The sequence below is a fragment of the Actinomadura sp. K4S16 genome, from assembly GCF_008327685.1.
Taxonomy (GTDB): Bacteria; Actinomycetota; Actinomycetes; order Streptosporangiales; family Streptosporangiaceae; genus Spirillospora.
Genome location: NZ_BDDE01000020.1, coordinates 117,297 through 141,407, shown reverse-complemented (window position 1 = coordinate 141,407; position 24,111 = coordinate 117,297). Strand labels below are relative to the sequence as shown.

At 71.1% G+C, this 24,111-nt stretch carries 21 protein-coding genes; 9 read left to right on the top strand and 12 right to left on the bottom strand.

The features are described from left to right. Nucleotides 1-43 precede the first annotated feature (43 nt). The 6 genes from K4S16_RS44600 to K4S16_RS44595 all read right to left on the bottom strand — a co-directional run bounded on the left by K4S16_RS44600 (nt 44) and on the right by K4S16_RS44595 (nt 2,710). The gene (locus K4S16_RS44600) at nt 44-190 is read right to left on the bottom strand and encodes a hypothetical protein (RefSeq protein ID WP_160161102.1); all 147 of its coding nucleotides are present in this window, start codon (nt 188-190) and stop codon (nt 44-46) included. Between the two features lie 151 nt (nt 191-341). After that, nucleotides 342-788 (bottom strand): 50S ribosomal protein L9, encoded by a 447-nt coding sequence (rplI, locus tag K4S16_RS32040; RefSeq protein WP_149262805.1) that lies wholly within the window; start codon nt 786-788, stop codon nt 342-344. A gap of 18 nt (nt 789-806) precedes the next feature. Then, nucleotides 807-1,043, bottom strand: coding sequence for a 30S ribosomal protein S18 (gene rpsR, locus K4S16_RS32035; RefSeq protein ID WP_019631633.1), 237 nt, complete (start codon nt 1,041-1,043; stop codon nt 807-809). Between the two features lie 77 nt (nt 1,044-1,120). Beyond that, a complete protein-coding gene (locus tag K4S16_RS32030) occupies nt 1,121-1,705 on the bottom strand; it encodes a single-stranded DNA-binding protein (RefSeq protein ID WP_149262804.1) in 585 nt (194 codons plus the stop codon). A 37-nt stretch (nt 1,706-1,742) separates the two neighbouring features. Further along, on the bottom strand, nt 1,743-2,033 hold the full coding sequence (gene rpsF / locus K4S16_RS32025) for a 30S ribosomal protein S6 (protein WP_131877633.1): 291 nt from the start codon (nt 2,031-2,033) through the stop codon (nt 1,743-1,745). A 500-nt stretch (nt 2,034-2,533) separates the two neighbouring features. After that, a complete protein-coding gene (locus K4S16_RS44595) occupies nt 2,534-2,710 on the bottom strand; it encodes a hypothetical protein (RefSeq protein WP_160161101.1) in 177 nt (58 codons plus the stop codon). A gap of 208 nt (nt 2,711-2,918) precedes the next feature. Here K4S16_RS44595 and K4S16_RS32020 point away from each other — a divergent pair, with 208 nt between their 5' ends. The 3 genes from K4S16_RS32020 (at nt 2,919) to K4S16_RS32010 (ending at nt 4,628) form a co-directional block, all read left to right on the top strand. Beyond that, nucleotides 2,919-3,233: a hypothetical protein gene (locus K4S16_RS32020; protein WP_149262803.1), complete on the top strand. Its 315-nt coding sequence runs from the start codon at nt 2,919-2,921 to the stop codon at nt 3,231-3,233. A gap of 55 nt (nt 3,234-3,288) precedes the next feature. Then, a complete protein-coding gene (locus tag K4S16_RS32015) occupies nt 3,289-4,056 on the top strand; it encodes a deoxyribonuclease IV (protein WP_149262802.1) in 768 nt (255 codons plus the stop codon). Nucleotides 4,057-4,241: 185 nt separating this feature from the next. Continuing rightward, nucleotides 4,242-4,628, top strand: coding sequence for a DUF4190 domain-containing protein (locus tag K4S16_RS32010; protein ID WP_149262801.1), 387 nt, complete (start codon nt 4,242-4,244; stop codon nt 4,626-4,628). Nucleotides 4,629-4,632: 4 nt separating this feature from the next. Here K4S16_RS32010 and K4S16_RS32005 read toward each other — a convergent pair whose 3' ends face one another. Further along, nucleotides 4,633-5,100 (bottom strand): barstar family protein, encoded by a 468-nt coding sequence (locus K4S16_RS32005; RefSeq protein ID WP_149262800.1) that lies wholly within the window; start codon nt 5,098-5,100, stop codon nt 4,633-4,635. Nucleotides 5,101-5,450: 350 nt separating this feature from the next. Between K4S16_RS32005 and K4S16_RS32000 the strand changes: the two genes are divergently transcribed. Both K4S16_RS32000 and K4S16_RS31995 read left to right on the top strand, forming a co-directional pair. Next, the gene (locus tag K4S16_RS32000) at nt 5,451-5,918 is read left to right on the top strand and encodes a hypothetical protein (RefSeq protein WP_149262799.1); all 468 of its coding nucleotides are present in this window, start codon (nt 5,451-5,453) and stop codon (nt 5,916-5,918) included. A 152-nt stretch (nt 5,919-6,070) separates the two neighbouring features. Further along, on the top strand, nt 6,071-7,015 hold the full coding sequence (locus K4S16_RS31995) for a MerR family transcriptional regulator (RefSeq protein WP_149262798.1): 945 nt from the start codon (nt 6,071-6,073) through the stop codon (nt 7,013-7,015). Nucleotides 7,016-7,049: 34 nt separating this feature from the next. On the opposite strand, the gene K4S16_RS31990 is transcribed toward K4S16_RS31995, so the two are convergent. The 3 genes from K4S16_RS31990 to K4S16_RS31980 form a co-directional block, all read right to left on the bottom strand. Beyond that, nucleotides 7,050-8,459 carry a glycosyltransferase family 87 protein gene (locus K4S16_RS31990; protein ID WP_149262797.1) on the bottom strand — a complete coding sequence of 470 codons (1,410 nt, stop codon included), beginning with the start codon at nt 8,457-8,459 and terminating at the stop codon, nt 7,050-7,052. 123 nt (nt 8,460-8,582) lie between these two features. Continuing rightward, nucleotides 8,583-11,039, bottom strand: a complete 2,457-nt coding sequence (locus K4S16_RS31985; RefSeq protein WP_305790877.1) for a transglycosylase domain-containing protein — start codon at nt 11,037-11,039, stop codon at nt 8,583-8,585. Between the two features lie 436 nt (nt 11,040-11,475). Beyond that, on the bottom strand, nt 11,476-14,055 hold the full coding sequence (locus K4S16_RS31980) for a transglycosylase domain-containing protein (RefSeq protein WP_160161100.1): 2,580 nt from the start codon (nt 14,053-14,055) through the stop codon (nt 11,476-11,478). A gap of 1,314 nt (nt 14,056-15,369) precedes the next feature. On the opposite strand from K4S16_RS31980, the gene K4S16_RS31975 reads away from it, so the two are divergent. From K4S16_RS31975 to K4S16_RS31960, 4 genes are all read left to right on the top strand, one after another. Next, nucleotides 15,370-16,002, top strand: a complete 633-nt coding sequence (locus K4S16_RS31975) for a PadR family transcriptional regulator (RefSeq protein ID WP_149262795.1) — start codon at nt 15,370-15,372, stop codon at nt 16,000-16,002. Between the two features lie 68 nt (nt 16,003-16,070). After that, nucleotides 16,071-17,150, top strand: coding sequence for an inositol-3-phosphate synthase (locus tag K4S16_RS31970; RefSeq protein ID WP_149262794.1), 1,080 nt, complete (start codon nt 16,071-16,073; stop codon nt 17,148-17,150). A gap of 260 nt (nt 17,151-17,410) precedes the next feature. Continuing rightward, nucleotides 17,411-19,183, top strand: a complete 1,773-nt coding sequence (locus K4S16_RS31965; protein ID WP_235037200.1) for an ABC transporter substrate-binding protein — start codon at nt 17,411-17,413, stop codon at nt 19,181-19,183. A gap of 378 nt (nt 19,184-19,561) precedes the next feature. Then, the gene (locus K4S16_RS31960; protein ID WP_149262793.1) at nt 19,562-21,199 is read left to right on the top strand and encodes an MFS transporter; all 1,638 of its coding nucleotides are present in this window, start codon (nt 19,562-19,564) and stop codon (nt 21,197-21,199) included. On the opposite strand, the gene K4S16_RS31955 is transcribed toward K4S16_RS31960, so the two are convergent. Continuing rightward, the gene (locus tag K4S16_RS31955) at nt 21,196-22,485 is read right to left on the bottom strand and encodes an adenosylmethionine--8-amino-7-oxononanoate transaminase (RefSeq protein ID WP_149262792.1); all 1,290 of its coding nucleotides are present in this window, start codon (nt 22,483-22,485) and stop codon (nt 21,196-21,198) included. The genes K4S16_RS31960 and K4S16_RS31955 overlap by 4 nt on opposite strands. 20 nt (nt 22,486-22,505) lie before the next feature. Next, nucleotides 22,506-23,984, bottom strand: coding sequence for a CCA tRNA nucleotidyltransferase (locus K4S16_RS31950; RefSeq protein WP_149262791.1), 1,479 nt, complete (start codon nt 23,982-23,984; stop codon nt 22,506-22,508). Nucleotides 23,985-24,111: the final 127 nt, after the last annotated feature.

The following is a 24,111-nucleotide window of genomic DNA, read 5'->3' as shown; positions in this document are numbered from 1 at the left end:
TCCGCATCCAGGGACCCGCCACGGCACCAACGTCCCGCGCGGATCACCCACCGCCGCATCGGCGGTCCCGCCACGTGCGCCACAGCAGCAGGATGATCGACGAGAGCACCGGCCCGGCGGTGCCGAGCGGCACGTCGCCCAACGCGATCACGGCGGCGCACGCCGTGGCGGTCAGCCCCGCGACCAGCACCAGCCCGCGGCCCCCGGAGGGCGCGACTCGGCCGCGGGAGGGGCGGCTCGGGGCCCGTCGGCGGCGGGGGCGCGCACGAGGGTGGGAGCTTCCGGGGGTACGACGACGACCCCCGGCCCTGGCGGGCTCGGGGGTCGTCGGGTGGTGCGTGTCAGGCCTCGAGGACGTTGACGTCGATCGTGGCGTTGACGTCGCTGTGCAGGCGCACGCTGACCCGGTGGGTGCCGACGGTCTTGATCGGGTTGCCGATCTCGATGCGGCGGCGGTCCAGGTCGGGGCCGTCGGCGGCGCGGACCGCCTCGGCGATGTCGGCGGCGGTGACGGCGCCGAACAGGCGGCCGTTGCTGCCGGTGCGGGTGCGCAGCGTGACGCGCAGGCCGCCGAGGCGGTCGGCGACCTCACGGGCGTGCTCGACGGTCGCGATCTCGCGGGCCGAGCGCGCCTTCTTGATCGACTCGACCTCCTTCTCGGCACCCCGGGTCCACTTGATCGCGAACCCGCGGGGGACGAGGTAGTTGCGGCCGTAGCCGTCGCGGACGTCGATGACGTCACCGGGCTCGCCGAGCCCGGAGACCTGCTGGGTCAGGATGAGCTTCATGATTCTTTACCCCCTGCCTCAGCGCGCGGTGCTGGTGTACGGCAGCAGCGCCATCTCACGGGCGTTCTTGATCGCCGTGGCGACGTCCCGCTGGTGCTGGGTGCAGTTGCCGGTCACCCGCCGGGCACGGATCTTGCCGCGGTCGGAGATGAACTTCCGCAGCAGGCCCGTGTCCTTGTAGTCGACGTAGGAGATCTTCTCCTGGCAGAAAACGCAAACCTTCTTCTTCGGCTTGCGGGGAGGTGGCTTCGCCATCGTGGTGCTCCTTTGGGAGAGCCCCGCTCACGCGGGAATGGACGTGTACTCGTTGTTGCGTGGTCGTGCCGGAGGCCTTAGAAGGGCGGGTCGTCGGAGAATCCGCCGCCGCCACCGCCACCGCCGGTGGCCCAGGGGTCGTCGGCCGGAGCGCCGCCCTGCTGGCCGCCGCCGAAGCCGCCGCCCTGCTGGCCGCCCCCGAAACCGCCGCCGCCCTGGCCGCCGCCGCCGAAGCCGCCGCCGCCCTGGCCGCCGCCGCCGCCGAAGCCGCCGCCGCCTTGACCGCCACCGCCCTGCCGCTGGGTCTTGTTGACCTTGGCGGTGGCGTTGCGCAGCGACGGGCCGACCTCGTCGACCTCGACCTCGAAGACGGTGCGCTTCTCACCCTCGCGGGTCTCGTAGGAGCGCTGCTTGAGGCGTCCCTGCACGATCACCCGCATGCCGCGCTGCAGGGTCTCGGCCACGTTCTCGGCGGCCTGCCGCCAGACGTTGCAGGTCAGGAACAGCGCCTCCCCGTCCTTCCAGTCGCCCGACTGGCGGTCGAAGAACCGCGGGGTCGAGGCGAGGCGGAACGACGCGACCGCCTGGCCGCTCGGGGTGAAGCGCAGATTCGGGTCCTCGACGAGGTTCCCGACGATCGTGATTACGGTGTCGCCTGCCATGGGGCTCGCTCCGGCTGGTGTGAGGGCTGAGCCGGGCTCAGTGGACCTCGGGGCGGATGACCTTGGTGCGGAGGATGGACTCGCTCAGGTTGAGCTGCCGGTCGAGCTCCTTGACCGTGGCAGGCTCAGCCGACAGGTCGACCACCGCGTAGATGCCTTCGGACTTCTTCTGGATGTCGTACGCCAGGCGCCGGCGGCCCCAGACGTCGACCTTCTCCACGCTGCCGCCGCCGTCCTTGACGACCTTCAGGAACGGGTCGAGCGCCGCACCCGCGGTGCGCTCGTCGATGGCGGGGTCGAGAATGGTCATGAGTTCGTAACGACGCATGCTGTGTCCCTACCTCCTCTGGACTGATGCGGTCACGGTCTCTCCGTGACAGGAGGGCTCTTGCGTCCGCCGCGGCGGCACCGGCCCGGATCGCCGGGCGGACCTGCCGCGAGACCGATACAGGCTACCAACACTGAGACGTGCGCAAGCCGGTTCCTGCAGCGGAGCGCAGGGAATCGGCTCGTACCCCGCCCTTCCCGGGGTGTGGGGATCGACCCACAGGCAGCTCGTGCCGGTTCCCGGAGCAGAACGCACGCCGCCGGTGTGCGCCATGGGCTTCCAGTGCCTGTCTCGAAGTGGCCTCGGCCACGCGCGCGAACGCGTGACCTGCCCGGTGGAGCGAAGCCGGAGGCGAGCGGAACCGGGCAGATCGCGAAGCGATGCCGCGTTCGCCCAGGCCCGGTCACGTAGCGAGCCGCCAGGCGAGCTACGTGGGCCGGGACTGTGGCAAACACAGCCGCCAGGCGAGCGAAGTGGGCCGGGACTGTGGAAAACACAGCTCAGTGCCTCGCCTTGGGTTGGGCGGCCCGGGCGGTACAGCGGCGGCGTTCCAGTTCGGCCATGATGTCCGCCATGCGGGCTCGCATGCGGGCGGCCTGGGTCGTCAGCATCGACAGCTCCTCGACGAGCTCCGCGTCACCGATGAGCCCCAACTCCGCTTCCCTCACGGTCTGCACCTCCTGCTCCTCCCCGCTTCCCCTCGGGGGCGGACCCGAGCCGGTGTTCTCGAATCCGTGTTCGACCGTACCGGGTGCCGCCGACATTCCGTGCCCGGCCCCGATTGATCTTCGTCTCGGCTGGGCATTCCTTTACCCGCATGGTCCGTCCGGTCCCGCGCGCACCGTCTGGCCCGAGGCGCGGGAGCTGAGCTGGAGGAGGATCCCGATGTCCCAGCAGGCGACCGGCAGCGGCGCGCAGCGCGAGCGCGCCTCCCGCGCACAGAGCGAGGCCGGCCCGCACCGGCGGCAGGACGTGCTGGCGGTGGCCGCGCTCACGCTCGGCATCGCGGCGCTGATCCTCGGCTGGATCCCCGCGACCCACTTCGCCGGGGCGCTCCTCGGCGTGATCGGCCTGCCGGTCGCCCTGTACTCCCAGATGATCTCCGCGACGACGAACGAGCGGTGGCTGAACGTGATCGGCATGGTCGCCGCGTTCGTCGGCGCCGGCTTCGCGCTGAGCCACGGGGGCTTCTCGCTCTGACCGCCGGCCCGGGATCCCGCCCGCCCTGTCCGAGGGCGCGGCTAGTCTCGTGAGCATGCGCATCGGAGCCCACGTCGACCAGACCAACCCGCTCGACAACGCCCGCGCGGTCGGCGCCGACGTCGTCCAGTTCTTCCTCGGCGACCCGCAGGGGTGGAAGAAGCCGGTCCTGCCCGAGGGCGTGGAGGCGCTGGAGGGCTCCGGCGTGGACGTGTACGTGCACGCCCCGTACACGATCAACGTGGCGACGTCCAACAACCGGATCCGGATCCCGAGCCGCAAGAACCTCACCCAGCAGCTGGAGGCGGCCGCGTCGATCGGCGCCAAGGCGCTGATCGTGCACGGCGGGCACGTGCTGAAGGACGACGACCCGGAGACCGGCTTCGAGAACTGGCGCAAGGTGTTCGAGCGGGTCGAGTGTCCGATTCCGGTCTACATCGAGAACACCGCGGGCGGCGGGAACGCGATGGCGCGCAAGTTCGACCGGATCGCGCGGCTGTGGGAGGTGCTGTCGGGCGTCCCGGGGCTGGAGTCCAAGCTCGGTTTCTGCCTCGACACCTGCCACGCGCACGCGGCGGGGGAGGAACTGGTCGACGCCGTCGACCGGATCAAGGCCATAACCGGCCGCATCGACCTGGTGCACTGCAACGACAGCCGCGATTCGTTCGGGTCGGGGGCCGACCGGCACGCCAACCTGGGCAGTGGCAGCATCGACCCCGAGCTGATCCTCGGCGTGGTCCGGGCGGCGGGCGCCCCGGTCGTGGTGGAGACGCCCTCTGAGGGCCAGGCCGACGACATTTCCTGGTTGCGTTCCAAGCTCTGACGAAGCAGAGTCGGGATCGTCGCCGGAGTCCGGGAACCGCGGTGGCGGGCGCGGCATCTAAACGCGCGTAGGCCCAGCCTGACGACAAAGTCCGAAGATCACGTCACACTGGCATAATCCGGAACCAGCCCTCAGCGCACGCGTGCTCTCTCCGGCGGCGGGCGCGCGAACCGATCGGGAAGCACATGGCACAGCCCCCTTACGACCCCTACGGCTACGGAGCGCAGGACCCCTACGCCCAGTCCTACTCCCAGCAGCCCGCGGTCCAGCACCACTACTACGGGTCGTCGACCCCGGTCACCGCGCCGACCAACGGGATGGCGACCGCGTCGCTGGTGTGCGGGCTCATCGGCTTCTTCGCCTGCGGGCTGACGTCGATCCTGGCGATCATCTTCGGGCACGTCTCGCTGAACCAGATCAAGCGGACGCGCGAGGGCGGCCACGGCATGGCCGTCGCCGGTCTCGTCCTCGGCTACATCGTGTCCGCCGGGTGGCTGATCTTCTGGATCTTCTACATCGGCCTGTGGGCGATGATCGTGGGCAGCGGCGCCACGTCCGGCAGCACGTACTGACCGTTCAGACGAGCCGGGGCACGCCCGCCACCTCCACGCCGACGCTCGACATCAGCACCGTCATGGGGGTGGGGGTGTCCCGCCACGTCTTCACCGCCGCGGCGAAAACGTCCAGGACGGCGCGCAGCGACGCCGGGTCCGTCTCGGCCAGGTCGGCCCACGACTCGTACAGCACCATGTAGCCGTGTTTCGCCGGCGCCCACGACAGGTCCCTGAGGTACCTGCCGAGATCGTCCCAGCCGGCGCCCGCTCCCTCCGGCGGATCGAAGACGCCGGCGCACAGCCGCAGGAACGCCTCCTCCGTCCGCGCGCGGCGCCCATCGAGGTAGAAGCCCCGCCAGCCGGCCTCCTCGGCCCGCTCCATCCAGTTCGTGTCACCGACCGCGCCCGGCACCGGCGGCATCCGCCACTGGTAGACGCCCGGTTCCAGCCGTCCGGCCAGCAGCTCGGTCAGCGCTTGGTCCGCGTTCACGTCATCTCCCGGGAGTTCCGGCGTCCCCGCAGGTCCGCGGGGAGCGGGCGGCCAGCCCCACCCGCCGCCTTCCGTTCCCCCACATAAGCCGCAGAACCTCCGATATCGGCAGATTTACGGCCATGGTCACACCTCCTTCAACGGAGGAGTGCGGCGGCGGCGTTCAACGTCCAGGGCGTCCATCGCGCGTCCGCGCATGCCGCCGAGGCCGCGGCCAAGGCGTTCCCTACCGCTCCGAGCGTCCCTTGACACGCCTTTCGCCGTTCCCTATTCTCTCGAATAGAGAGATGCTCAGTAAGCGAGCAGCTCTTAGAGCGAGGTAGTTGCCCGATTCCGAGAGGAACACAGAGATGAACACCGCGCCCACCACCGCCGGCACCGCGACCCGCGTCCAGGCCCACTACGAGACCGTCAAGAAGCTCGGCCACTGGACGACCGGCCGCCGCTTCGAGGTCCGCGCCCGCCGCGGCATGGTCGTGCTGGACCTGCGCTCGCCGCGGATCCCGGACGGCGACATCGAGATCGCGGTCGACCTCGACCACTCGATGGTGAAGCTGCTGGTCCCGCAGGACGCCCGGATCGACCACTGGGACCTGCGCTACACCGGCCGCGGCCGCGTCAAGGACTGGACGGGCGAGAACGGCGGCGGCCGCGCGATCCGCGTCACCGGGGAGATCCGGCACGGGGAGATCCGCGTCCACCGCGGCGGCGTCGCCACCCTGTCCGCGATGTTCTCCCGCGAGTTCGTCGAGGACGTCCGCCGCGCCCGCCGCGAAGGCACCACCCCCACCGTCGCCGATCCCGCTCACGAGGACTGAGCCCGACCCCAGAAGGACCCCGAAGGCCCGTCCCGGCGAACCCGCCCGGACGGGCCTTTCCCTACCCGCGCCCTTGGCGGCGCACGGAATTGTGAGAGCGTGCGAAGTCCGGGGTTGAGTCTCCACCGGCTGGAGGCCTCAGGGTGAGGGGCATGGACGGCGACACCATGTACACGATCGGCGAACTGGCACGCCGCACCGGGCTCTCGGTGCGGACGATCCGGTTCTACTCCGACGCCGGTGTCGTCCCGCCCACCCGCCGTACCGAGGCCGGCTACCGGCTCTACGACGCGGACGCCGCCGCGCGCCTCGACCTGGTGCGCACGCTGCGCGACCTCGGCGTCGACCTCGCCACCGTCCAGCGGCTGCTGGACCGGGAGGTCGGCGTCGGGCAGGTCGCGGCGGCGCACGCGGACGCGCTGGACGTGCAGATCCGCACGCTCAGGCTGCGCCGGGCCGTGCTGCGGGCGGTGGCGAAACGCGGATCGACCCCGGAGGAGATAGAACTCATGCACAGGCTCGCCCGGCTTTCCGACGAGGAGCGGCGCCGGATCATCACCGACTTCATCGACGAGTCCTTCGCGGGGCTCGACGTCCACCCCGGCTTCGCGGAGAAGATGCGCGCCGCGCTGCCGGAGCTGCCCGACGACCCCGAGCCCGAGCAGGTCGACGCCTGGGTCGAGCTGGCCGAACTGGTCGGCGACTCCGGCTTCCGGGCCTCGGTGCGGCGGATGGCCGAGTTCCAGGCGGCCGAGGTCGCGGACGGCGGCCTCCCGGACGGCGCCGCCGCCCTCGCCGACCTGACCCGCCAGAAGGTCGAGCAGGCCGTCGCGGACGGCGTCGACCCGCGCTCGGACGACGCCCGTCCCGTGGTGGACGAGCTGGTCCGCGCCTTCGCCGAGACGTGGGACGCCGCCGACGGCGCCGCGTTCCGGCGCGACCTGCTGCACCGGCTGGATATCGGCACCGACCGCCGCGCCGAGCGGTACTGGCAGCTGCTCGCCGTCATCAACGGCTGGCCCGTCCCGCCGACGCTGACGCCGCTGTTCGAATGGTTCATCGACGCGCTGCGGCCGCGGGTCGGGGAAGGCGGCTGACCCCGGGAGGGCCGAGGTTCGGAAAGGCTGATCCTCAGGAGGGCTGGGGGACGCTGACGTGGTGGTCGCCGCGCCGGCGTCCCAGGGCCACCACATCGGGCGCGCCGTCGAGGACGCCGCCCGCCGGGTCGTCGTCCCCGTCCGACCGGACGACGTCGGCGGACGGGACCAGGACGTCCCGCACCACCAGCACTGCCAGTGCGAGGACGGTCACGAAGCGGGCGAGCAGCGCCAGCGAGTAGACGTCCTTGCCGATCCCGCCGTCCGGAGCGTCGAGGCTCAGGACCGCCGACAGCGTCCCGGACAGGTCGGCGCCCTGGGTCTGGGCGGACACCGACAGCAGGTACCACCAGATGCCGAAGAAGTAGGCGATCTCGCCGAGCTGCCAGGCGACGAACGCCGGCAGCTTCGGGCGGGCCAGCACCGCGAGCGGCAGCAGCCACAGGACGTACTGCGGCGACCAGACCTTGTTCGGCAGCATGAACGCGACCAGCACGAGGAACATCAGCTGCGGCAGCCGCGGGCGGCGCGGGGCGGCCAAGGCCAGCACGGCGATTCCGGCGGCGAGGAAGAGGAACGTTCCCGTGCCGATCAGGTTGAGCAGGTCGGTGTCGGAGGCGGGCTTCTCGAGCCCGTGGTCCTGCAGGACGAAGAAGATCGAGCCCCAGTCGATGCCGCGCTTCTGGCTGAAGGTGTAGAACTCCTTCCACCCGTCCCACGCGAAGAGCATCACGGGCAGGTTCACGGCCAGCCACCCGGCGGCCGTGCCGGCGAGCATCCGGCCCATGGCGCGCCACTGCCCGGCCCGGACGCACAGCAGGACGAGCGGCCCGAGGAACAGCAGCGGATAGAACTTCGCCGCGATCGCCAGACCGAGGAGCGCCCCTGCCAGGGCGGGCCGGCGCGCCGACCAGGCGGCCAGCGCCAGCGCCGACAGCGCCACCGCCAGCAGGTCCCAGTTGATGTAGGCGGTGAGCAGCAGCGCGGGGGACAGCGCCACCATCAGGCCGGTGCGCAGGGAGCGGCGTCCGGCCGCGTACGCGGTGGCGAGGACGGCGACGACCGCGAGGACGGCGAGGAGCAGGACGGTGACGTTGTAGAACGCGAGCCCGCGCCCGTCCGCTCCGAACGGCTCGACCAGCCACGCGACGAGCTGCATGAAGCCGCCGCTCAGCACCGGGTACTCGACGTGGCGGATGTCGGAGCCGGCGAACGCGTCGAAGTACGGGATCTTCCCGTCGTTGAGCCCGCGCACGTAGTAGAGCGGGTAGACGTCGGTGTAGCAGGCGTTCGCCGTCGTCTTGAGGAAGTCGAACCGCACCGACGCGCACGGCTGCTTCTGCAGCCAGCCGAGTGCGCACACCAGGGCGGTGAGCCCTGTCAGCACCGGCGCGAGGCGCCTCAGCCGTCCGGGAGCGTCCGTCCCGTCACTGTCGGCGGGCATCCCGAGCCTCTCCGTAGACGACGACATGGACAGCAAGCCTATTCGTCCAGGAGACGCGCGCGGCCGGAAACGGAACGGCCCGGAGCCGCCGGGGCTCCGGGCCGTCGCGTCACGGACGTACCGCTAGTTGCCGGCGTTGGGGTCGGTCTGGCGGCAGGCCGGGTCGTTCTTGTGCTGCGGTTTCGCGCACCACCAGCCCTTGTCGCCTTCCGGAGGAAGGTTCGGGTTGCAGCCGAGCGGCATGTTGTACTGGTCGCACGGCACGTCTCCCGAACCCGGCGGGGTGATGGTCGGCGTGTTCGTCGGCTTGGTCGTCTGCGGCTGGCAGCCGGGCTGCGGGTTCTGCTGCCCCGGCTGGCACGTCGGCGTGTTGGACGGCGTCGGGGTCGCGGACGTGGTGGGCGTCGGCTTCGCCTTGGCCCACGGGGCGACCTGGCCGCCGTTCACCGGCGGCGGGAACTGCGAGATGTCCTTGCCCTCCAAGGCCTTCAGCATGAAGATCTTGAACAGCTCGGCCGGGACCGTACCACCGTAGACCTGGCTGTAGCTGCCGACGCCGATCAGCGACTTGCGGTTGCCGTTCTTGTCCTGCCGCCACATCGCCGCCGACGTCGCGAGCTCCGGCGTGTAGCCGACGAACCAGGCCGACTTGTTCTCGTCGGTGGTACCGGTCTTGCCGGCCACCGGACGGGCGCCGAGGCTGGCGCGGGTACCGGTACCGCTGGTGACGACCGCCCGCATCGCGGACGTGGCGTCGGCCGCGACGCCCTCGTCGAAGGCCGTCGTGGGCTTCTCCCAGGGCAGCTTCTTCAGCAGCTTGTGCTCGTTGTTCATGATGGGGCGGCCGCGGTTGTCAGTGATCTTGGCGATCACGTGCGCCTCCCGGTGCTTGCCGCCCGCCGCGAACGTCGAGTACACCGACGCCATCGTGACCGGGGTCGCGTCGATGACGCCCAGCGGCAGCGACGTGATGTCGGGCTTGAGGTCCGGGGTCCCCTTCGGGATGCCCATCTTCTCGGCCATGTCCACGACGTTGGACAACTGGACCTTCTGCCCGAGGTCGACATACGCCGTGTTGATCGACATCGCCGTCATCTGCTTGAGGTTGTAGACGCCGTTCTCCGAGCGGCTGTCGTTGGTGAACGACGCGCCGGCGATCGTCCGCTTGTAGCTGCCGTCCATCGTCGTCCGCAGGCTGATGCCCTGGTCGAGCGCCGTGGCGAGCACGATCGGCTTGAACGACGAACCCGGCTGCACCTTGCCCTGGAAGGAGTTGTCGAACTGCTGCTTGGCGTAGCTCGGACCGCCGTAGGCGGCCACCACCCCGCCGGTCTTCGGATCGACCGCCGCGAGCCCGAACTGGATGTCGCTCTTCAGCCCGTTCTGCTTGCGGATCTGCGAGACGGCCTTGTTGGTGTAGTCCTGCAGGTCCTTGCGGAACGTGGTAGTGATCTTCAGACCGCCGGTGTCCAGGTCCTGCTCGGTGATGCCGAGCGTCTTCAGCTCGTTGAGGACGCGGTCGCGGAGGTAGCCGGAGTTCGGGTCGTCCGGGACGTCGCTCCAGTTCTTCTGCGTCTGGGGGAACTTCGCCTGGGCGCGCTTGGCCGAGTCGAGCCAGCCCTTCTCGACCATGCCGTCGAGGACGTAGTTCCAGCGGCTGATCAGCGCCCGCTTGGCCGGGTTGGAGTCCGGCCCGTAGGTGGCGAAGTAGCCCGGCCGCTGGATCAACGCCGCGAGCATCGCCGCTTCCGACTCGTTGATCTCCGTGACGGGCTTGTGGAAGAAGGCGCGGGACGCGGCCTGGACGCCGTAGGCGTGCCGCCCGAACGGGACGGTGTTCAGGTACAGCTCAAGGACCCGCGACTTGGGCATCTCCTTGCCCATGCGGATGGAAATGAGGATCTCCTTGAACTTGCGGCTGGCCGTGCGGTCCGTGCTGAGGTTCGCCCAGTAGTTGCGGGCCAGCTGCTGCGTGATCGTCGAGGCGCCGGCGACGTCGCCGCCCGTCCCGGCCCGGTACATCGCGCCCACGATGCCCATCGGCGAGATCCCCGGCTCGTGCCAGAAGTTGCGGTCCTCCGCGGCGAGGACGGCGTTCTGGACGTGCTTCGGCACCTTGGCCAGCGGGAGGTTCTCGCGGTGGGTGCCGATGCGGGCCAGCGGCGACCCGTCGGCGTAGGTGATCACCGACTCCTGGGCCTTCGCGGCGTCCTGCGCTTCGCTCGGCATCGGGGTGTTGGCGTAGGCGACGACGACGAGGATCGCCAGGCCGAGGATCATCACGCTGACGACCGCGACGACGATCTTCCAGTTGGGGATGTAGCGCTTCCAACCGGTCTTCTGGCTCGCCTCGTCGGTGCGCTTGCGCTCGCGGCGCCCCCCGCCGCGGCCGGCGCCCCGGCCCTCGTCGCCCCAGAAGCCGTCGTCCCCGCCGCCTCCGGAACCACCGCGTCCGCCCGGGCCGCCGGGCCCGCCGGGACCACCCGGCCCGCCCGGGCCACCGGGACCGCCAGGGCCGCCGGGACCACCTGGACCGCCGGGGCCGCGCCGCGTCGGGCGGCCGCCGCCGCCCGACGGCATGGCCGCGGGCGCGCCTCGGCGACGGGTGCCTCCAGGGGCGCCCGAGCGCGGGGGACCGCCCGCCCGTCCGCCCGGCCTGCCTCCGGGGCGCGGTGCCCGGCCCGGCGTCGGCGAGCCGCCCGGCCCGCCGCGCTGCGCGCCCGAGGGCATGCCGGAAGAGCCGGGGCGGGGGGAGCCCCTCCGGCCAGAGCCCTCTCCGAATTCCGGTCCGTATCGGCTTGGGTTACTCACGCGGCCTCATCAACTGGGGGACGGCTGTGCGTCGTCCGAGCGTACTGTGCCCCCGGCGCGGAAGGGGCCGCCAAGGAAGGGCTCACCTTCGTCGGGACGGATCGACGCACGCGGACAAGGACGCCGGCGTGCGGCAATTCGCAAGGATGCTTCATGTCACACCCCTATCTCCAGTGGACGGTTCGGTTCGGAAGGGCCGGCCGGTTCATTCGGGCGGCCTCGTCAGCAACTGCAGAGGGTTCAGGGTCTCGGTCTGCGGCTGGGCGCCCCGGCCGCCCCTCTTGTTGCGGCAGGCGGGGTCGCCCTGGTGGATCTGGCACCACCACCGCGGCGGCGGGTTGCTCGGCGGCTTGTTCGGGTCGCAGTTGGCGTTCTGGAACGGGGACTGGCACGGCGGCAGGTTGCCCTGGCCACCGTCGCCGCCGTCCTGGCAGCGCGGGTCGAACTTGCCGACCGGGGTGTTGCACCACGGCGGCTTGCCGTCGTCTTCCTTCTTCTTCTCCGGCGGCTTCGCCCACTTCTGCACGATCCCGCCCCACGCGGGCGGCGGGAACGCCTGCGGGTCCATGCCCTGCACCGCGTTCGACATGTAGGACCGCCAGATGCGGGCGGGGATCGTGCCGCCCTGCACCTCGCCGACCCCCGGCAGGATGACCGACTTCTTCTTGCCGTCCGGGCCCACCGCGTCGTTGTAGATCGTCACCGCGGTCGACATCTGCGGGACGTACCCGACGAACCACGACGAGACGTTGCGGTCCGTCGTACCGGTCTTGCCCGCGGCCTGGCGCCCGTCCGGCAGCGCCGCCGCCGTCGCGGTCCCGCTCTTGATGACCTGCTGCATCGCGTACGTCGCGTCCGCGGCGACCTTCGGGCTGAAGACCCGCCGCTTCTCGTACGTGGGCCGCAGCCGCACCGTCTTGCCGTCCGACTTCTTGACCACGCGGATCACGTGCGGCTGGTGGTACATCCCGCCGTTGGCGAACACCGCGTATCCCGCCGCCTGCTCGATCGGCCGGATGTTGTTGACGCCCAGCGCGAGGTTCAGGCAGCACTTGTGCGGCTCCAGGAGGTCGGACGCGATTCCGGCGTCGGTCTCGGTCTTGATCGCCTCCTCGATCCCGACCTTGCCCATCAGCTGGATGAACGCGGTGTTGACCGAGTCCTTCGTCGCGGTGATCAGGTTGATCGCCGGGCCCACGTCATGGCTGTTCGGGACGATCGAGGCTTTCGGGTCGTCCTTGGACACCACGCTGCCGTCCGGGCCGATCGGCGTCTTCGACCGCCCCTCGACGAGGCTCTTCAGGCTGTAGTTCTGCTTCAGCGCCGTCGCGAGCACGTACGGCTTCATCGCCGACCCGGCCTGCGCCGAGCCCTGCCACACGTTGTCGAAGGACTGGTCCAGGTAGTCGGGACCGCCGTAGAACGCGACGACCTCGCCGTTCGCGGAGTTCACCGACACCAGGCCCACGCGGATCTTCTTCTTCGCGAGCTTCTTCGGGTTCACCTGCGGGACGGTGTGCTCGGCCGCGCGCTTGGCCATCGCCATCTTCTTGCGGTCGAACGTCGTGTAGACCCGCAGGCCCTGGGTCGTCAGCTCCTTGGTGTCGATTTTCATCCGGCCCAGCTCCAGCTTGGCGCGCATCAGCATGTAGCCGCGCTGGCCGCCGTAGAGCTGGTCGCTGGTGCCCGCCTTCCGCATCTTGGGCACGCCCTGCTTGATGTACTTGTCGGCCTCGGCCCGGCTGAGCTTGCCCATCGAGACCATGCCGTTGAGCGTGTACTGGTACCTGCCGGTCACCCACGCCTGGTTGGCCTTGTCCCCCGGGTCCCGGTTCGGGTTCTGGATGATGCCGCCGAGGAGGGCCGCCTGGTCGGGCGTCAGCTTCCACACGTCCGTCCCGAAGTACTCGCGGGACGCGGCCTGGATGCCGTAGGTGTCGCGGCCGAAGTAGATCGTGTTCAGGTAGAGCTTGAGGATCTCGTCCTTGGAGTGCTCGTCCTCCAGCTTCAGCGAGATGAACAGCTCCTGGAACTTCCGGCTGACCGTCCGGTTGTTCGGGTCGGAGTAGTAGTTCTTCGCGAGCTGCTGGGTGATCGTGGAACCGCCGCCGGACCCGCCGGTCAGGTTGTCCCACACCGCCCGCGTCGTGCCCTTGATCGAGAAGCCCGGGTCGGTGCGGAAGCTGCGGTTCTCCGCCGCCAGCACCGCGTTCTGGACGTTCGGCGGGATCTTGGCCAGCTCGACGCTCTGCCGCTTCTTGCCGATCCGGCCGATCTCCGTGCCGTCGGTGTAGTAGAAGATCGACGCCTGGTCCTCGACGCCCGCGACCGTCGGCTCCTTCGGGGTCGGGGTGTTGGCGTAGGCGACCCAGATCAGCGTGACGAACGCCGCGAGGCCGAGGCCGCAGACCCCTCCCACGACCTTCCAGGACGGGATGAACCGCCGCCAGCCCGTCTCGCGGGACCGCAGGTGGCCGAGGAACCCCTTCTTCCCGGGCGGTCCCTGCCGTCCTGGGCCACCGGGGCCTCCCGGCCCGCCGGGACCCCCAGGCCCGCCCGGGCCGCCGGGTCCGCCCGTGCGGTTGGGTCCGCCCGTGCGGTTGGGTCCGCCCGTGCGGTTGGGTCCGCCCGTGCGGTTGGGTACGCCGGGTCCGCCCGTGCGGTTGGCGGCGCGCGTGCCGGTACTGCGGAACCTCGCGGTCACCTTCGCGCCGAGTTCCTGCCCGGCCTTGCCGAGCTCGCCGAGCTTCTCGCGCACGCCCGGCTTCGGGGCCGCGCCGGGCATCCCCGGCGTCCCGAATCCGGCGGGCGGCCCCATTCCGCCCGCACCGGGCGCACCCGGAACCCCTCGCCCGGGCATGCCGGACGGGTTCGGGAACCCGGGACCTCCGGGACCGGTCCCCGGAGCCGCGGGAAGGCCGGGAGGACTGCCCATCGCATGGCGACCGCCGCCCATGCCCGGCCCGGCCGGCATGCCTTGGCCGACCGGAGGCGAAGCGCCGGGCGCGTTGCCCATACCGGGACCGCCGCCCGACGGCGGGAGTCCCCCGGATCCGCTGCTCCCACCGGGTCCACCGGGTCCGCTGGGTCCGCCGAATCCACCCTGGCCGGACACCCCGCCAGGACCAGCGTTGCCGCCAGGGCCGCTGAAACCGCCAGGGCCGGGCGTCCCGCCGGGGCCGCCGCTGCCGCCGAACCCGCCTTGACCAGACGTCCCGGCGAGCCCGCCGTTGCCGCCAGGGCCGAGGCCGCCTTGGCCGGGCGTCCCGCCTGGACCGCCGTTGCCGCCGGGGCCGCCGAACGTGCCCTGACCGGGCATCCCACCTGGGCCGCCCTGACCGCTCGGGGCGGCATGGCGTCCAGCGGACGGCGGGACCGGGTTCGACGGGACCGCGGGCATGGAGGCGGCCGGCGCCGCGCCGCCCAACGGCCCGGGGCTCGCGCCCGGGCCGCCCATGAAACCGGGTCCTTCCGCCGTTCCCGGCGGGGCGGGGTTCTGAGGCGTGCCGGGTGCGCCCGCGGGGTTCGTTCCGGCGGGCTCGCGGGGGACGCTCGGGAAGCCGGGGTCGCCGGAGTCACCGGGGCGGGGGTTCTGGTGCCCGCCCGGCCTCTGCGACCCGGGTTCCGGTCGGGGCTGGCTTGGATTACTCACGCGACCTCATCAACAGGGGACAACGGTTGTTGCCGAGGGCCGGGTGGCTCCCGGCCCTTGTTGCGGCTCGTGCGCCGTCCGAAGATTACTGTGCGGGCTGGTGAGCGGGGGGAGCGTGTGCTCGGCGAGGGACATCCCGGCCGCTCAGCGCCCCCCGAGGGGTCGGCGGATCCTCCTCACTCGGTTGCCGTCCCGGGGCCGTCCCGGGATCGGGGTCGTGCGACACGGCCAGGTGGTTCCAGGACGCAACTTTGACACATTTCCACCACATACACCCTGAAATCTCCGCATTCGCGCTACGGGCCTGCGGGGACGCCCCGCGGCGGCCCAGGTAGATCGCCACTTGCCAGCGGGCCCCCCGGGTACGTATCTTGTCGATGTATCGAGCCGATACATTCGCTCGATACATCGGATCGAGACATCGGCTTCTGCGGAAGAGGGTTCGGGATGGCGGCCAAGAAGGGCGCGGGCGTGCTGGAGCTCGCCGTGCTCGGCCTGCTGCACGAGTCCCCGATGCACGGTTACGAACTGCGCAAGCGGCTCAACACCCTGCTGGGCATGTTCCGCGCGTTCTCGTACGGCTCGCTCTACCCGTGCCTCAAGCAGCTCCTGGCCAACGGGCTGATCATGGAGGACCGGCCGGAGGAGCCGAACACGCCGCTGGCGCTGCAGAGCCGCCGGTCGAAGATCGTTTACAAGCTCACCGCCGACGGCAAGGAGCGCCTTCAGCAGCTCCTCACCGAGGCCGGCCCGGCTTCGTGGGAGGACGAGGGGTTCGGCGTGCACTTCGCCTTCTTCTCGCACACCCGCGCCGACGTCCGGCTGCGGATCCTCGAAGGCCGGCGCAGCCGGCTGGAGGAGCGCCTGGAGAGCGTCCGCGCCGCCCTGGCGCGCACCCGCGAGCGTGTCGACTCCTACACCCTGGAGCTGCAGAACCACGGGCTGGAGTCGGTCGAGCGCGAGGTCCGGTGGCTCAACGAGCTCATCGGGCGCGAGCGGGCCGAGCAGGAACAGCAAGCACAGCAAGCACAGTCAGCTAAGCGAATTGACCAGGACATGCCTCGGGACGAGGGCCGCTGACCAGTGGCCCGGCGCCTTCGGGGGCGGGTGAAACACCACATGTTCCGCAAAAGAGAAGGAGCAACCGGATGGGTTCGGTGCGCGTAGCCATCGTGGGTGTGGGCAACTGCGCCTCTTCGCTCGTCCAGGGCGTCGAGTTCTACAAGGACGCGGCCCCCGACACGCGAGTTCCCGGCCTGATGCACGTCCAGTTCGGCGACTACCACGTGGGCGACGTCGAGTTCGTGGCGGCGTTCGACGTGGACGCCAAGAAGGTCGGGATGGACCTGTCCGAGGCCATCCACGCCAGCGAGAACAACACCATCAAGTTCGCCGACGTGCCTCCGACCGGGGTGACCGTCCAGCGCGGGCACACTTTCGACGGCCTTGGCGAGTACTACCTGGACATGGTCGAGGAGTCGGACGCCGAGCCGGTCGACGTCGTGCAGGCCCTGAAGGACGCCGAGGTCGACGTCCTGGTGTCGTACCTGCCGGTGGGCTCCGAGGAGGCCGACCGCTTCTACGCCCAGTGCGCGATCGACGCCAAGGTCGCGTTCGTGAACGCGCTGCCGGTGTTCATCGCCAGCGACCCCGAGTGGGCGCAGAAGTTCACCGACGCGGGCGTCCCGATCGTCGGCGACGACATCAAGTCGCAGGTCGGCGCCACCATCACGCACCGCGTCATGGCCCGCCTGTTCGAGGACCGCGGGGTCGAGCTGCTGCGCACGTACCAGCTCAACTTCGGCGGCAACATGGACTTCATGAACATGCTGGAGCGCAAGCGGCTCCAGTCCAAGAAGATCTCCAAGACGCAGTCGGTCACCTCGCAGATCCCGCACGAGATGGCGAAGGCGGACGTGCACATCGGCCCGTCCGACCACGTGCCGTGGCTGGACGACCGCAAGTGGGCCTACGTCCGGCTCGAGGGCCGCTCGTTCGGCGACACCCCCCTCAACCTGGAGTACAAGCTCGAGGTCTGGGACTCCCCGAACTCCGCCGGCGTCATCATCGACGCCGTCCGCGCCGCGAAGATCGCCAAGGACCGCGGCATCGGCGGCCCGATCCTGTCGGCCAGCTCCTACTTCATGAAGTCGCCCCCGGAGCAGTACAACGACGACCAGGCGCACGACGCGGTGGAGAAGTTCATCCGCGGCGAGGTCGAGCGCTAGAGCACGGCGGGACAACGCGCCGGTCAGCGCCTCCCCATCAGCGGTTCAAGGGCCCGTCTCCCAGGTGGGACGCGGTTTCCGGAACGTTGAGAGCCTGATCACAAAGTCGCCAAAGGACGCCCTGGCAGTGGACACCCCACTGTCAGGGCGTCCTTACTTCTGTAGAGAAACGGTGATGTACCGGCCCTTTGTCACGCTCTGGCCCTACTGTGACACCGCCGGTTACTGCGCGCCAGGTTCCGAGTCAGTGAGGTGACACCGTGACGGCACGCGAGATGATCAAGGTGACGGCGGGGCTGACGGGCCTTGTGATGGGGCTCGCCGGATGCGCCGGAGGGGGTGACGGTGCGACGGCGGAGGGCGCCTCCCGCGAGGGCGGCACGCTGCGGATCGTCGGCTCGTCCGACGTCGAGCACCTCGACCCCGCGTCCGTGGCCAGCGTCGGCGCGTACGGGCTCGCCCGCACGTTCGCCCGCACGCTGTTCGGGAACCGGGCGTCCAACGACTTCCAGGAGACGGTCCCCGTACGGCCCGACGTCGCCGAGCGGATCCCGACGCGCGAGAACGGCGACATCGGCAAGGACCGCCGCACGTACACGGTCCGGCTGCGCGAGGGCGTCCGGTGGAACACCAACCCGCCCCGCCCGGTGACCGCACAGGACTTCGTCCGCGGCTTCGAGCGCCTCTGCAACCCCGCGTCGCCGTCCTCCGCCAAGGGCTACTTCATCTCCACGCTCAAGGGCATGGACGCGTTCTGCCGCGGCTACGGCTCCGTCGACGCGAAGAACGCCCGGGCGATCGCGGCCTACCAGCGCGAGCACGGGTTCGAGGGCGTCCGCGCCAAGGACGAGCGGACGCTGGTGTTCAAGCTGAAGCGGCCCGCCAGCGACTTCCTCAACCTGCTGTCGCTGCCCGTCGCCGCGGCCGCACCGCAGGAGTACGACCGGTACGTCCCGGACAGCGCCGAGTTCCGGCAGCACACGGTCTCCGACGGCCCGTACCAGATCACCGACTACAAGCCGGGCATCTCCTACGTCCTCACCCACAACCCGGCATGGCAGGCGGGCTCGGACCCGCTCCGCGAGCGGCATGTCGCGAAGATCCAGATCACGCTGGGCCAGGACTCGCCGGAGACCGTCCAGCAGCAGATCGAGCAGGGCACCGCCGACCTCGCGTGGGACCAGCCCGTCCCGACGTCGGCGCTCCCGCGGCTGCGGGACGACCCGCGCTTCGCGATCAGGGAGACCCCGAACAACAGCCCGTACCTGGTGTTCAACACGCGCAGCCCCCGCAACGGCGGCGCGCTCGGCGACCGCGCGGTCCGGCAGGCGCTGGAGTACGCCGTCGACCGCAGCGCCCTCATCAAGATCGTCGGCGGGCCGTCGGTGGCGAAGCCGCTGCACACGGTGATCCCGCCCGGGAACTCCGGATACGCGCCCCTCGACATCTACCCCACGCCCAACGAGTCCGGCGACCCCGCCAAGTGCCGCGAGCTGCTCGGCAAGGCCGACCGCGTCGGGATCACGCTGAAGTTCCCGTACCGGACGAACAGCGTCCACAAGCTCATCGCCCAGTCCATCGCCGAGAACCTCGACGCCTGCGGGGTCAAGACGGAACTGACCCCCGACTCGGGCGGCTCCTTCTACTCCAGCACCCTCACCACGCCCGCCCGCGCCCGCGAGGGCAAGTGGGACATCGCCGCCCCCGGCTGGGTCCCCGACTGGTACGGCAACAACGGCCGCTCGATCATCCAACCGCTCTTCGACGGGCGCGCCTACGGCCCCGGCTCCACCAACTACGGCGGCTACGACAACCCGCAGGTCAACGCGCTCATCGACGCCGCCCTCACGGCCCCCGACGCGCAGCGCGCGGCCGGCTACTGGCAGCAGGCCGACCGGAAGATCATGGAAGACGCCGCGATCGTCCCCCTCCTCGACCGCGCCCAGACCATCTTCCGCTCCTCCCGCGTCCACGGCGCCTACTTCCTCCCCACCACCGCCGGCTACGACCTCACGCGGGTTTTCCTTGCGTAGTTGTGGGGGGCGGAGCGCTCTAGCGCTCCGCCCCCCACAACTACGCGTGCGATCGCTGGCATCGCTCCGGCTCGCCTTGCGGCTCGCTGCGCGATCAGATTCTCGCTTCGCTCGAATCTGCCTTCGGACGCGATCGCGATCACCGAGGTCGTCGCGTGGTTGCGGCGTCGGCTGGGGTCGGCGCGGCCGCACGGGCAGCGGGCCGAGGCGGGTGGTCGGGTGACGGTGGGGCCCGGTGACACTGGTGGCTGCGATCCGCGCGTCCCTGCGGCCGCGATCGGAGGGCCGTGTCATCGATGGCCGCGTTTCTCGGCGCTGGAGGGCGCAAGGCCCGAAGGAGCAGAGAAATGCATAGAAGACAGCACATAGTCTGATCTGATGCGGGCGGGTGAGTTGCGGGGGATCTTGGGAGGGCGGGATTTTCGGCGTCTCTACGGGACCCGGCTCGCCTCGCAGCTGACCGACGGCGTATTCCAGGTGGCGCTCGCCGGATACGTGTTCTTCTCGCCCGAGCGGCAGGCCACGGCGGCCAAGGCGGCGGCCGCGTTCGCGGTGACGCTGCTGCCCTACTCGGCGCTCGGGCCGTTCGCCGGGGTGTTCATCGACCGGTGGCGGCGGCGGCAGATCCTCGTCTGGACGCCGGTGCTGCGCGCGCTGCTCGTGCTGCTCGTCGCCGGGCTCGTGGCGGGCGGGCAGGACGGGCTCGGCTTCTTCCTCGGCGTGCTCGTCGTGCTGGGCGTGAACCGCTTCTTCCTCGCCGCGCTGTCGGCGGCGCTCCCGCACGTGGTGCGTCGCGACCAGCTGGTCACGGCGAACGCGTTCACGGTCACGTCCGGGACGATCATCGCGTTCGCGGGGGCGGGCGCCGGCTACGGCCTCCGGCGGGTGTTCGGCGCCGGGCACGACGGGACGGCGCTGATCCTCGTGGTCGCGGCGGCGCTGTTCCTGCTGGCGGGGCTGATCGCGACGACCCTGCCGAAGGGCCTCCTCGGTCCGCACCGGACTTCCGAGGACGTCGCGCCCCGAGCGACTGCCCTAGCGGTGGCGGAGGCGACCCCAGCGACCGTGCCCGGGGTGGCGATGTCGGACACGTCACCCGCGTCGGAGACGGCCATGCCGGACGCGACGCCCGGCTCCGCGACGCCCGTGTCGGATGCCTCGCCCGGGCACGCGACGCCCGTGTCGGCCGCGTCGCCCATCCCAGGCGCACCCATGTCGAACGGCGCGGCTGGGGCGGGGACGCCCATGTCGGACGGGGCGGAAGTGCCGGGCCTGGCAGACGTGTCCGGTCGGGCGGAAGCGTCGGGCCGGGCGGACGTGTCGGAGGGGTCCGGCGGGGTCGGGGCGGGCGGGTCCGAGGCGCCGCGGGTCGTCGAGGTGCTGGGTGGTGTGCTGGGCGGGCTCGCGGACGGGGCCCGGCACATCGCGCGGCGGCCGCAGGCGGCGCTGGCGCTCGGCGCGATCTCGTTCCACCGGTTCCTGTACGGCGTCGTCCTGATCATGACGCTGCTGCTGTGCCGCAACCACTTCGCCGGCGACCCCGACCGCGGGCTGGAGACGTTCGCGCTGATGCTGGGGGTGTCCGGCGCCGGGTACTTCGCGGCGGCGCTGATCACCCCGCCGGTGGTGCGGCGCATCAGCAAGCAGGCGTGGGTGGCGTGGCAGCTCGGCGGGGCGGCGGTGGGCCTGCTCGTGCTGGGCATGCCGTTCGCGGAGCGCCCCTGGGCGGCCGGCGCCTTCCTCCTCGGCGTCGTGTCGCAGGGCGTCAAGCTGTGCGTCGACACGACGTTGCAGGAGACGATCGAGGACGCCTACCGGGGACGGGTCTTCGCCGTCTACGACATGCTGTTCAACGCGACGTTCGCCGCTGCCGCCGCCGCTGCCGCGACATGGCTGCCCGCTGACGGCCGCGCCACCGTCACCCTCCTCGCGGTGGTAGCCGCCTACGGGATGGGCGCGGTCGCCTACTGGACGGCGGCGTCCCGCATGCGCGGCCCCGCATACGCCCTGCGTTAGAGCGACTCCGCGATGGCCTGGAGGGCGGCGGCGATGTGGTGGACCTCGTCCTCGGTGCACACGTACGGCGGCATCGTGTAGACGAGCTTGCCGAAGGGCCGCAGCCACACGCCGTGCGCCATGGCGATCTCCTGCACGGACTGGACGTCCACCGGCTCGCGCGCCTCGACCACGCCGATCGCGCCGAGGACGCGGACGTCCGCCACTCCGGGGAAGTCGGCCGCGCCGTCGAGCTCGCTGGTCAGGACCGCCTCGATGGCGTCGACCTCGTCCCGCCAGTCGCGCGACAGCAGCAGGTCGATGGACGCGGACGCGACGGCCGCGGCCAGCGGGTTGGCCATGTAGGTGGGGCCGTGCATCAGCACGCCCGCCTCGCCGGAGGTGATGCCGTCGGCGACGCGGTCGGTGCACAGGGTCGCGGCCATCGTCATGTAGCCGCCGGTCAGGGCCTTGCCGAGGCACATGATGTCGGGGACGACCTCGGCGTGGTCGCAGCCCCACAGCTCGCCCGTCCGGCCGAAGCCGGTGGCGATCTCGTCGAGGATCAGCAGCAGGCCGTGCTCGTCGGCGATGTCGCGCAGGGCCTGGAGGTACTCGGGGGCGTAGAAGCGCATGCCGCCGGCACCCTGGACGATCGGCTCCGCGATGATCGCGGCGAGTTCGCCGGCGTGCTCGGCGGCCAGCTCCGCGAGCCCGCCCAGGTACGCCTCGTCGGGGTCGGCGCTGTAGCCGAGCGGGGGCGGGGGCGCGAAGACGTGCTGGGCGAGGACGTCGGTGAACATGTGGTGCATCCCGTTCACCGGGTCGCAGACGGCCATGTCGCCGAACGTGTCGCCGTGGTAGCCGCCCCGGACGGTGAGGAGCCGGCGCCGCTCGGGACGCCCCTGCGAGCGCCAGAACTGCAGCGCCATCTTGATCGCGACCTCGACCCCGACGGATCCGGAGTCGGCGAAGAACACCTTGGTCAGCGGCTCGGGGGTGATCTCGACCAGCCGCTCGGCGAGCCGCACGGCGGGCGGGTGCGTGAGCCCGCCGAACATCACGTGCGCCATCTTGCCGAGCTGCCCGGTGACGGCCGCGTTCAGCTTCGGGTGGTTGTAGCCGTGCACGGCCGCCCACCACGACGACATGCCGTCGATCAGCTCGGTGCCGTCCGCGAGGGTGAGCCGCACACCGCTCGCCGACACGACCGGCAGCGCGGACACCGCCGCCGGCATCGGCGCGTACGGGTGCCAGATGTGCTCCCGGTCGAACTCCAGCATCCGCTCGGTCTCGCGGGGGCTCATCCGGCCCAGTTGAAGCGGGATCACTCGCCGTCCCCCTCGCGATCGGCGGCCGGGGCGCCGACGCCCTCGGCGGCGGCCCAGCGGCGCAGCTCCTCGGCCGCCGCCTCCTTGCCGATCATGCCGCGGTCCAGGCGGAGTTCGAGGAGGAACTTGTAGGCGCGGCCGACGAGCGGGCCGGGGGCGATGCCGAGGATCTCCTGGATCTCGTTGCCGTCGATCTCCGGGCGGATCGCGGCCAGCTCCTCCTCTTCGGCCAGCCGCTCGATCCGCACCTCCAGGTCGTCGTAGGTGCGGCGCAGCCGGTCGGCCTTGCGCTTGTTGCGGGTCGTGCAGTCGGCGCGCGTCAGCTTGTGGAGGCGGGACAGGAGGGGTCCGGCGTCGCGGACGTACCGGCGGACGGCCGAGTCCGTCCACTCGCCGGTGCCGTAGCCGTGGAACCGCAGGTGCAGCTCCACCAGGCGGGAGACGTCGGAGATGACGTCCTTCGGGTAGCGCAGGGCGGTCAGCCGCTTGCGGGTCATCTTCGCGCCGACGACCTCGTGGTGGTGGAACGATACGCGCCCGCCCGGCTCGAACCGGCGGGTCTTCGGCTTGCCGATGTCGTGCAGCAGCGCCGCGAGCCGCAGCACGAGGTCGGGGCCCTCCTTCTCCTGCGCGATCGCCTGCTCCAGGACGATCAGCGAGTGCTCGTAGACGTCCTTGTGCCGGTGGTGCTCGTCGATCTCCAGCCGCAGCTTCGGCAGCTCGGGCAGGACGTGCGCGGCGAGACCGGTGTCGACCAGCAGCGCCAGGCCCTGCCGCGGGTACCGGCCGCAGAGCAGCTTGGACAGCTCGTCGCGGACGCGCTCGGCCGACACGATCTCGATGCGGCCGGCCATGTCCTTCATCGCGCGGACGACGTCGGGCGCGACGGTGAAGCCGAGCTGCGAGGTGAACCGGGCGGCGCGCATCATCCGGAGCGGGTCGTCGCTGAAGGAGTCCTCCGGGCGGCCGGGCGTCCGCAGCACCTTGCGCTGCAGGTCGGCCAGGCCGCCGAACGGGTCGACGAACTCGTGGCCGGGCAGCCGGGCCGCCATCGCGTTGACGGCGAAGTCGCGGCGGCGCAGGTCCTCCACCAAGGAGGTGCCGTAGGAGACCTCCGGCTTGCGGGACTTCGGGTCGTAGGACTCGCTGCGGTAGGTGGTGATCTCCAGCTCGACGCCGTCCTTGCGCAGGCCGACCGTGCCGAACTCGATCCCGATCGTCCAGTGCGCGTCCGCCCAGCCGCGGATGATCTCCAGGGTGCGCTCGGGCGGGGCGTCGGTGGTCAGGTCCACGTCCTTGGTGGGACGGCGCAGCAGCGCGTCCCGGACGGGCCCGCCGACCAGCGCCAGCTCGTGACCGGCCGCCGCGAACCGGGCGCCGAGCTCGTCGGCGACGGGCGCGATCCCGCGCAGCAGCTCGGCGATCGCGGTGCGCCGCGAGGACTCTGGGGTCACGTTCTGGTCAGGCACGGCCATCGAGCGTATTTCCTTGGTTGACGGGCTGACAAAGGACTTTCTGGCGAGCGCCGGGGTCCGCGCGGAAGTCTTTTCGGGGCCGAAGAAGGACAGGGCCCTTCACGTGCCGCGATCCCCGGGTTACGTT